Source organism: Gammaproteobacteria bacterium, from assembly GCA_022340215.1.
GTDB lineage: Bacteria > Pseudomonadota > Gammaproteobacteria > JAJDOJ01 > JAJDOJ01 > JAJDOJ01.
The window spans coordinates 1-8,109 of record JAJDOJ010000031.1; the positions used below are offsets into that span (position 1 = coordinate 1).

General features: G+C 61.4%; 7 protein-coding genes and 2 pseudogenes. 2 read left to right on the forward strand and 7 right to left on the reverse strand.

Going from position 1 to position 8,109, the window contains the following annotated elements; genetic code table 11:
• Positions 1–189 precede the first annotated feature (189 nt).
• From LJE91_02160 to LJE91_02190, 7 genes and pseudogenes are all read right to left on the reverse strand, one after another.
• Entirely contained in the window at positions 190–393 is a 204-nt protein-coding gene (locus LJE91_02160) for a hypothetical protein (protein MCG6867558.1), read from the reverse strand.
• Between the two features lie 4 nt (positions 394–397).
• Positions 398–574, reverse strand: a pseudogene (locus LJE91_02165) (AbiEi antitoxin N-terminal domain-containing protein).
• Positions 575–649: 75 nt separating this feature from the next.
• The gene (locus LJE91_02170) at positions 650–988 is read right to left on the reverse strand and encodes a hypothetical protein (protein MCG6867559.1); all 339 of its coding nucleotides are present in this window, start codon (positions 986–988) and stop codon (positions 650–652) included.
• Between the two features lie 909 nt (positions 989–1,897).
• Positions 1,898–2,608 (reverse strand): annotated as a pseudogene (locus LJE91_02175) (hypothetical protein).
• 57 nt (positions 2,609–2,665) lie between these two features.
• Positions 2,666–5,398 (reverse strand): DEAD/DEAH box helicase, encoded by a 2,733-nt coding sequence (locus tag LJE91_02180; GenBank protein MCG6867560.1) that lies wholly within the window; start codon positions 5,396–5,398, stop codon positions 2,666–2,668.
• The gene (locus LJE91_02185; GenBank protein MCG6867561.1) at positions 5,395–6,648 is read right to left on the reverse strand and encodes a hypothetical protein; all 1,254 of its coding nucleotides are present in this window, start codon (positions 6,646–6,648) and stop codon (positions 5,395–5,397) included. The genes LJE91_02180 and LJE91_02185 overlap by 4 nt, the downstream gene beginning before the upstream one ends.
• 140 nt (positions 6,649–6,788) lie before the next feature.
• The gene (locus LJE91_02190) at positions 6,789–7,295 is read right to left on the reverse strand and encodes a hypothetical protein (protein MCG6867562.1); all 507 of its coding nucleotides are present in this window, start codon (positions 7,293–7,295) and stop codon (positions 6,789–6,791) included.
• Between the two features lie 246 nt (positions 7,296–7,541).
• Between LJE91_02190 and LJE91_02195 the strand changes: the two genes are divergently transcribed.
• A complete protein-coding gene (locus LJE91_02195; protein MCG6867563.1) occupies positions 7,542–7,697 on the forward strand; it encodes a hypothetical protein in 156 nt (51 codons plus the stop codon).
• Positions 7,698–7,833: 136 nt separating this feature from the next.
• A partial coding sequence (locus tag LJE91_02200; GenBank protein ID MCG6867564.1) for a hypothetical protein occupies positions 7,834–8,109 on the forward strand: 276 nt, incomplete at its 3' end.

Consider the following 8,109-nt stretch of genomic DNA (forward strand, 5'->3'; position numbering starts at 1 on the left):
CCGGGCGCGGAGCGACCGCGCAAGCGGGCGACGCACGCCATCCAACAGCGCCGCGACCAGCGCATGTTGGCCCGTGTGGACGGGGCGGGCATCGTTCGGTCCGGTGAGTACACGCTGACGCGATTGGCCGCCGCAGTCGTCGAGTACTTCCTCGCGGACGAAGCACTCACACGGGAGAGCTTGCCCCTGCTAACTGGCACGCTGCGGGCTCAGCTCGCCGAGATCCTTGGGGCAGCCACGCGTGCCGACACCGAGGATGCTTGGCGCGAGCGCGTGGTGGCTCCATTGCGGGTAACCGTTGGCGATCTTGTTGGCGGCATCGAGCGCCGGCAGCGCGGGCCCGATTCTCAACAGGAAGCTGTATCTGGCCGGTCTGCAGGGCGCGGACTGCACCGGCCCAGTCGACCGTCGCGCCAGCTCGCTTGTAGGCGCCGTGACCCAATCGTTCCAGCCAGCCGGACCGGACGTACTTGTCCGCAAGCCGACGATCGACGCCTCTGCTGCTCAGCCAACGCAGGGTACCGACCGTTACAGGTGGCCACCGCTGCAACAACTGGTTTATTTTCGAGCTAATCCGACAACCAATGGGCGACGTAAACGCGCTAGGTTAAACTAACTGCCAAGGTTAGCATGGCGTTCAGGAAAATACTCAATTGTCGCCCCTAGGAGACATTTGAGCATGAAAGCAAACCTGGAGAACGTGCCCGGCGCTTTGAGCCAGACCGGAGTCGGTGAGCGAAGTAGCTGATAGATGGGTGGCCCCATGAATGGCGTCCGGTGTTCGAAGGCCGTGATCGGCCCGCAGTCTGGCGGCCTCCATGCCGATCTCTGTGGTCAGGGCGATGACCTCCATGTTTCGGAAGTTGATCGATCGGTTGGACAGACCGACCGCGGCCTGCGGATTCCCGGAACGATAGAGCGGAACCGGCAGTTTAACGAACACGAGATTGGCCATGAGACCCTGCAATTCGCCAGACTCGTTGCGCATCGCCTGCCGGCATCAGCCCCAGTCCTCCCAGTCACGCTTGTTGAGCCATGTCTCGGCCGTCGCGATGGTCTCCGATGCACTGGGCTTGATCGTGTAGCAACCCCACTCACCGTCCTTGAGGGCATAGAGGCAGGTACCATGAAAGGAGCCCGACGTTCCGGATGCGGTAAAGCGGACAAGTACGCGGTCCTTGGTATCGTTGATCTCCGCAATCGCCGGTTTGCGGTGCATCGAGTACCAGTACTCAGGCTTGGCGAGGACTCGGATAGGGACGTTGAAGTCGCGCTGAAGGATCTGCTGGGCTGATGGCTTGGCGCCGCGCTTGCTCGCGACGAGCGAGCCGAGCCCGTGAAAGGTTCCTCTGGTGTCGCTCTCCACGTATTTGAGTACGGTCGCGAGCTGACCGCGCTTGTGCTCGGTCCAGGAATTGCGATGGGGCGTCTCGAGCAGCATCGAACGCGGACCGAGGGGCGTAATCCGCGCCATCAGATCTTGATCTTCTCGATCTCGCCTGAGGTAGAGCCGTCCACGAGCGAGCTGTACCTCTTCGACAATCTCGCGGAGGATGAGCGACTCGCCCACGAACTTCGTCGCGCGAGCCTGCAGACGCTGCTGTTCCTCCCCAGATAGCTTGGCCGCCTTCTTTACTGCCGGCTTCCTCCTGGATGTCTTCTTTATGGCCGTGGCTTTCTTTGCCGCAGCCCTTTTCAGGGTGGCTTCCGCGGTCGTGCTTTTCTTCTTGCCAGCGGTTTTCTTGGCGGCCGCAGATCTCCTGGTCGCCGGAATGGCCGCGGTCTTCCTACTAGTCTCCCTGGACGATGCCGGCTTCCGGGGCTTCGCCGCGCGTTGCGTCCTCTTGGCGGGTGCGAGCGGAGTCGTTGCCTCCCCGGATGATTCTCCATCCATGTCGATGTCGACGCCGAAGACCGACGACAGCTCGTCGGTCTCGAGCACGCGACCTTTGCGTATCTTACCGGCGGCCGTTGGCTGATCGATGGCGGCTTCCACCATGTCAGCTGGGTCGACCCCGCGCAGGGTGAACAGCAGCTCGGGCTCGTGGTCGAGGCGAGCGCCGATGCCGTACAGCGTCGCGGCCACGTGCTTGCACATGGTGGCCCAGTCAGGACAGGAGCAGCTCAGCGTGATCTCGCGTGGGGACGGAAACAGTCCCTCACCCTTGCGGGTGACGATCTCCATTACGCCCTTGGAGATGGAGCCCTGGAGAAGCTCCACCAGCGAATCGATCTGGCCCGCGCATCGCCCCGTGATCTCCTCCCACCTTTTCTCTGGCAGCGGCTTGATCTTGATATCCACGGTGTACAAGTCCGTACCGCTGACGAGCGCGCGAACACGTCCGGCCTCGATCTGTAGATCGAGAACCGAGCCATTGCGCACATAGGTGCGCCCGCGGGGGAGACGATTGGAGTAGTCGCTGTAGGCTTCGAGGTTTTTGCACCAGGTGTCACCCCAGAAGGTCTCGGCGATTTTGCGACCCACAATCTCGACCGGCGAGACATCCTGACCTGCCTTCTTCATCTTGGCGATCTTCTGTGCCGCGCGCCGCCGACGCTCCGCCACCGGAACGTATGGAGACCAGTCGCTCTCGTAGTATCTGCCCATGGGCTCACCTCTATTCGCGATACGCGAGCCGGCATTCTGCTGGCTGCGCTGTTCTTACTATCCCTCCAGCGCGCTGCTCAGATCGAGGGACACCATCGATAGGAGTTCCTCGTTACTCATCTCGGTCAGCGCGGAGTCGCCACCGCCGGACAGGACCTCGTCGGAAAGCTTCTGCTTTTTGGCGATCATTTCGTCGATGCGCTCCTCCACCGTGCCTCGGCAGACGAATTTGTGGACGAGCACGTTCTTCCTCTGGCCGATGCGAAAAGCGCGGTCAGTAGCCTGGTTTTCGACCGCGGGGTTCCACCACCTGTCGAAGTGGATCACGTGCGAGGCTGCAGTCAAATTCAGACCAGTCCCTCCTGCCTTGAGCGATAGCACCATGAAAGGCACGCGGTCGTCCTCCTGGAAGCTCTTCACCAGACCCTGGCGCTTGTTGACCGGTGTGCCGCCGTGCAATACGAGGCCATTCTGGCCGAAGATTTCGGCCAAGAACCCCGCCAGCGGCTCAGTCATCTCGCGGAACTGGGTGAACACCAGCATTTTTCCCTGGCGGGCGGCGATGGCGTCGCACAACTCGCCCAATCGGGCGAGTTTGCCGCTGTCCGCCGCTTCGTATCCGCCGTCACCCAGCCACTGGGAAGGATGGTTGCAGATCTGCTTGAAACGCATCAGGAAAGCAAGAACTATACCACGTCGCTCGATGCCGTCGAGCCCCACGATGGCTCTTCTCATCTCGTCGACAGATTGTTGGTACAGCGCAGCCTGCCTCTTGGTCAGAAGGCAGTATGCGTTGACCTCAGTCTTGTCGGGTAGGTCCGAGATAACGCTCTTGTCGGTCTTGAGTCGCCTGAGAATGTATGGCTGCACCAGCCTGCGCAGCGGCGCATAGCCCTGCTTGCTCGACGCCATCGACTTGCAAAGCCGGTTGAAGGCCTTGGCCGATCCCAAGAGACCGGGGTTCAAGAAGTCGAAAAGCGACCACAGATCACCGAGGCGGTTCTCCACCGGCGTGCCCGTCAGCGCCAAACGCCAGCTCGCGTTCATCGCCTTGACCGCCTTGGTTTGCTTCGCGCCGGGGTTCTTGATGGCCTGGGCCTCGTCGAGAATCACGTTACGCCAGGAGCGCTCCCTTATCCATTCAGTGCGCATGACGGTTCCGTAGGTCGTGATCACTGCGTCGTGGGCATCGACGTGTTTTCCAGGCAGCTTCCTTAGCTCAGGAGAAGGCATGCGCGACGGGTGAGCGATGAGCACCTTCAGGCCGGGCGCAAAGTGCTCGACCTCCAAGCGCCAGTTGTCCACGAGCGATGCGGGGACCACCAAGAGGTCGGTGCCCCGCTCTTTGTTGCGCTGGCTCAAGGATAGTATCCCGAGTACCTGAATCGTCTTGCCCAGGCCCATGTCGTCGGCCAGGCAACCGCCAAGTTCGAGGCTACGCAGGGTCGAGAGCCACTGTACGCCCAGTTTCTGATAGGGACGAAGCTCGGCGGTGAGGCCCGCGTTGGCTTCGATGTCTGCTCGCAGCTCGGGCGAGCGGAGCGCATCGAGCCTGGACGAGAGCCACTTGCCGGCAATGACCTCCGACCAGTCGGGCCGTGCGTCTTCGAACCCTTCGTCATCGCCATCCAGGCGGGCGCCGGAGAGCATGCGCATGGCCTCGCCAAAGCTGACCCCGCCAGCCTGGGCCTGCATCTGGACGTCATGCCACTGATCGAGTACCTGCGAGAGCTTCTCGCGATCGACCTCGACCCACTTGCCTTTGATCAGCACGAGGCCATCGCTGGCTGTGAGCAGTTCCTCGATTTCCCGTTTCGAGAGATTCCTGCCGTCCAGAGTCAGACGAACATCGAAGTCCAAGAGCGCTTCCATCCCCAGAGTCGATGGCGCTTTGCCGCCGACCGAAACCGAGACCTTGGGGCGGGGCTTGTTCTTGGCGCTCCACCAATCGGGCATGCGCACGACCAGCCCGGCCTGCTCGTACAGTGCGATCTCGCAGAGGAACCGATGGGCCTCCTTGGGCGACCACGACAGCGGGTGGTAGATGTCGCCGGCGTCGACCAGCTCGCGGATGAAAGCACTCTGTTCGGCTGCCCGTGAGAGGGGAGCGAGCAAAGCGAGCAGCTTCTGGCGGTTCTTGGTCCCGGCGTAGTCCTTGAGCGCCCTGCCCAGCGGCAGGTGCTGAGGCTTGGCCTGCTTGGAAACCTTGTGGACATAGGTGGCGATGAAGGCAAAAGGAAACTCGGGATCGCGCTTGTTCTCGGCCAGGTGGAAGCAAACGCGGCCCACCACGTTCCAGACCGAGCTGTGCTTGTTCAAGTAACCCTGGACGCCGTCCTTGTAACCCTTGGCCTCGGCCGCTAGGGTCGTGCCCAGATCGGACCAGATGTCACCCAGGAGCGTGGCCGAAAGGATCTCGCCGCCCTGCATCGGCGGCACGGCCTGGGCCAAGGCCGTGATCTCGTCGGGGTCCGGATCGGGGACGACGAGCGACTCTGGGTCGGTCGGGTCGAGTGCGCCGCACACCCGGCCAACGAATGCTCGCCCGACATCGCGCCAGTACGAAAGTGACGGGTGGAGATCTGTCAGCAGCTCTGCCGCGCCGAGGTGCAACACCCCCTTGCCGCGGCCATCGTTGAATGCCTCGATGATCTGTTGCGCGGTCTTGGGCGTCAGAAACGGGCCGTCCTCGGGCGATCCCGGTTGGACGTCGATACGACCACTGGGTGTCAACCGGCAGACGAGGGTTTCGCCTGATTCGGGACCGCTGGCGAGGGCGAGCTGCGTCATTGGCTGTTAATCATCGAGTGCGGTCGGCTCTCGGCAACGTCAGGCAATCCGGCGAGAAAGATGACGTCCAAACGGTGGTTCACGTACGCCTCGAACACGAACTCGGACCAGTAGTCACGCGCCGGTCCGAACTTCATGTGGTGCTCGTACTTGGCGATGCGCTCCACGCTTGGGGCGTTGGGTAGCGTCCTACGAAAGTACGCCTGCCATTCGTGCTCACTCGGCCTGATCAACAGATAGGGGGTCGTGAAGACGACATGCTCTTCCAGGCCCGGGACGGGTGGAGGGAGCACGCGGACGTACCAAAGCTCACCTTTTCGGCCGCGGTACCCGGATGGACAGATGGCTCTGCACACTCTGTCGGTCACGAGCTCGCGGAGCACAATTGTGTCTTTGTCGACACCCTCATGAACAAAGACGCCCATCCGCGAGTCCTGCATCAACCCGATGACGCGGACCAACTCGTCGTGCATGCCAAAGGCGGAGCCCACCGCCATGGTCGTGGTTCCGATGGTCTCTTCGGCCAACCCGACGCACGCGTCGAAGAACGCCCAGCAAGTGAAGAACGAGGGCGTCAGCGGGCTCATCGGTGGACCGCTCGGCATGTACTCGTCCTCGGCCTTGCCGAGCAGCTTGACGAAGCGACCCATCTCTTTCAGCGCCGTGAGCTGCTCCGACATCACCGAGACCTGGTTTTGGGCGTAGACGTAGACGGCGTGGGCCGGATGCAAGTCGGCCAGTTTCTCCCGGGTCGCCACCGTCTTCTGCAGGTCCTCGGCGTTCTTCTTGCCGAGCATCGCCGCCTTGAGATCGACGACCTTCCCACGGGCGTACCGGTTCATTTTCTTGACGAGCTTGTCTGCGATGGGATGGCCGCGCCTTGCCTTGGTGACCTTGGCCTGCGTGGTCGCAGCTTCGAGTTTTTCAGTGACGACCTGTTCCGGTTCGGTCCAGTGAACCCGGACATTTCCTTCCGAACTCATCTCGGTTGCCACGACACGGCGAAGGTCGTCCGGATAGTGCTCGCGCTTATACTCGACGAGTTCGGCGATGAGCCGTTCGGTGTCGTCGGAACGTAGCTCGGACCAAGGGGTCACACCGCGCCAGTCGATCTGTTCGACGAGTTTGCGGTGCTGCTTCCGCATGGCATTGTCGCCAATGGCGCTGTTCCATGCGGCGCCGGCCAGCATCAAGACCGCCATGGCGGCGGGTTCCGAGACGGCGGCATGCGGCATATTGAGCAGACGCATCGCCATCTCCTTGATGATCTCGGAGAGCTTTGTATCGAGGTCTTGCTTCGATTGAGAGGCTTGACGGACCGGGCGCCCTGCCACCTTGCTGGTTTTTCGCCTTTTTCCGCCTGTCTTTTTCGTCCTTTTGTGCAAGTCCGTCACTCCCTGGCCAGGCTGTCTGGTACTTCCCGTTCTGGACCCCCGTCACGGGGCTCCGCGTTGCTCGCTAGGGGGGCATGGAACGGGCCCTTGCCCGGCCACACGAAGTGCCTGGCGTAGGCCTCCTCGAGCTGGGGATCTCCGGTCTTGGTGAATCGGACGCGCTGCTTCGGCCCCTTGCCCCAGCGCATGTAGGCCGTGGCAGAAGGAACAAGGTTCATGTCGTGGGCGTAGAAACGTAGGATCTGCAGCAGCTTCGACAGACAGTTGAGATTGCAGTCGATGACCTTCTCCAGATAGGGGACCCGGCCTCGGCGCCAGTCCTCAAGGCGCTTCGGCTTGAGGAGCCCCATGCGGACCAGAACATCGACTGGCGCCACTACGTCGCCCTTGACGAGCAACTCCCCGACGGCTTGCGCGACTCGCGGATACAATCTGTCGTCACGGTAGGTGTCAACATTGACCTTGGCCCTGGGGTTCATGCTCCGCGCTTGCTCATCGCTCATCTCTCACCGCTGTAAACCAAATCTCCGCGCCGCCAATCTGTGTCCATACCACCCAACGCATCCCAGCAAGACAGTACTCTATAGAGTGGTACAAGAGCACTTCGAAACCTATCTTTGCCATTGCGCCGAAGGCACCTGGGATGGCAATACGCTGCCATTCTATGTCGAGTGGGGGAGTCTTTTCCAATTCCAAAATGAGTCTGAAGCCGGAAGGAGATCTGTTCCTGATGGGGGATGAAAACCATCATGAAACTCGAAGACTTAACGACCATTGATCAACTTGTAGCTTTCCTGTCAGGCACCCAGGCGGTGGCCTTTTCGGTCATCGGCGACAACCAGGCGGCGGACCAACTACAAAGGCCCGCCAGAAACGCTTCAAAACCATTCATGGACGGACTCTGAAAACCGGCTGACAGAACGCTCTCTCACCCTCTCTTCAGACTCATTTATGGATTGGAGAATACTCGCTTGTTGCCGTTCGCCGGCTAGTTTGCCGGCGAACTTGAAATCTTTTACAGGCTAGATATAGTCCCCCGCCATGGGCGCAATATCCGATCTGAACTTCGAAGCAGGGATTACCGGGTTAACCGACAGCCAGGCCATGGTCTGGGGGTTCCGTTCGGGCGATCGGGGCACCCATACGAGCCGCACGATCATGCTCGACGAGCTGAGCCATCTCCTGGATGCGGCTGCCGGCGAAGTAAGCCGCGAGGACTACGCGGATGCCGTCATGGAGCACAACTGCCTGGGCAAGCGGACAGCGGCGACTCGCAAGCTTTCGCTGCAACGCCTGACCGAGCTCTACGGCCTCGAC

Excerpts from the sequence above, each read along its gene's own strand:
- LJE91_02190 (MCG6867562.1), bottom strand. The coding sequence starts at position 7,295 with ATGAGCGATGAGCAAGCGCGGAGCATGAACCCCAGGGCCAAGGTCAAT.
- LJE91_02180 (MCG6867560.1), bottom strand. The coding sequence starts at position 5,398 with ATGACGCAGCTCGCCCTCGCCAGCGGTCCCGAATCAGGCGAAACCCTC.
- LJE91_02195 (MCG6867563.1), top strand. The coding sequence starts at position 7,542 with ATGAAACTCGAAGACTTAACGACCATTGATCAACTTGTAGCTTTCCTG.
- LJE91_02185 (MCG6867561.1), bottom strand. The coding sequence starts at position 6,648 with ATGCGTCTGCTCAATATGCCGCATGCCGCCGTCTCGGAACCCGCCGCC.
- LJE91_02170 (MCG6867559.1), bottom strand. The coding sequence starts at position 988 with ATGCGCAACGAGTCTGGCGAATTGCAGGGTCTCATGGCCAATCTCGTG.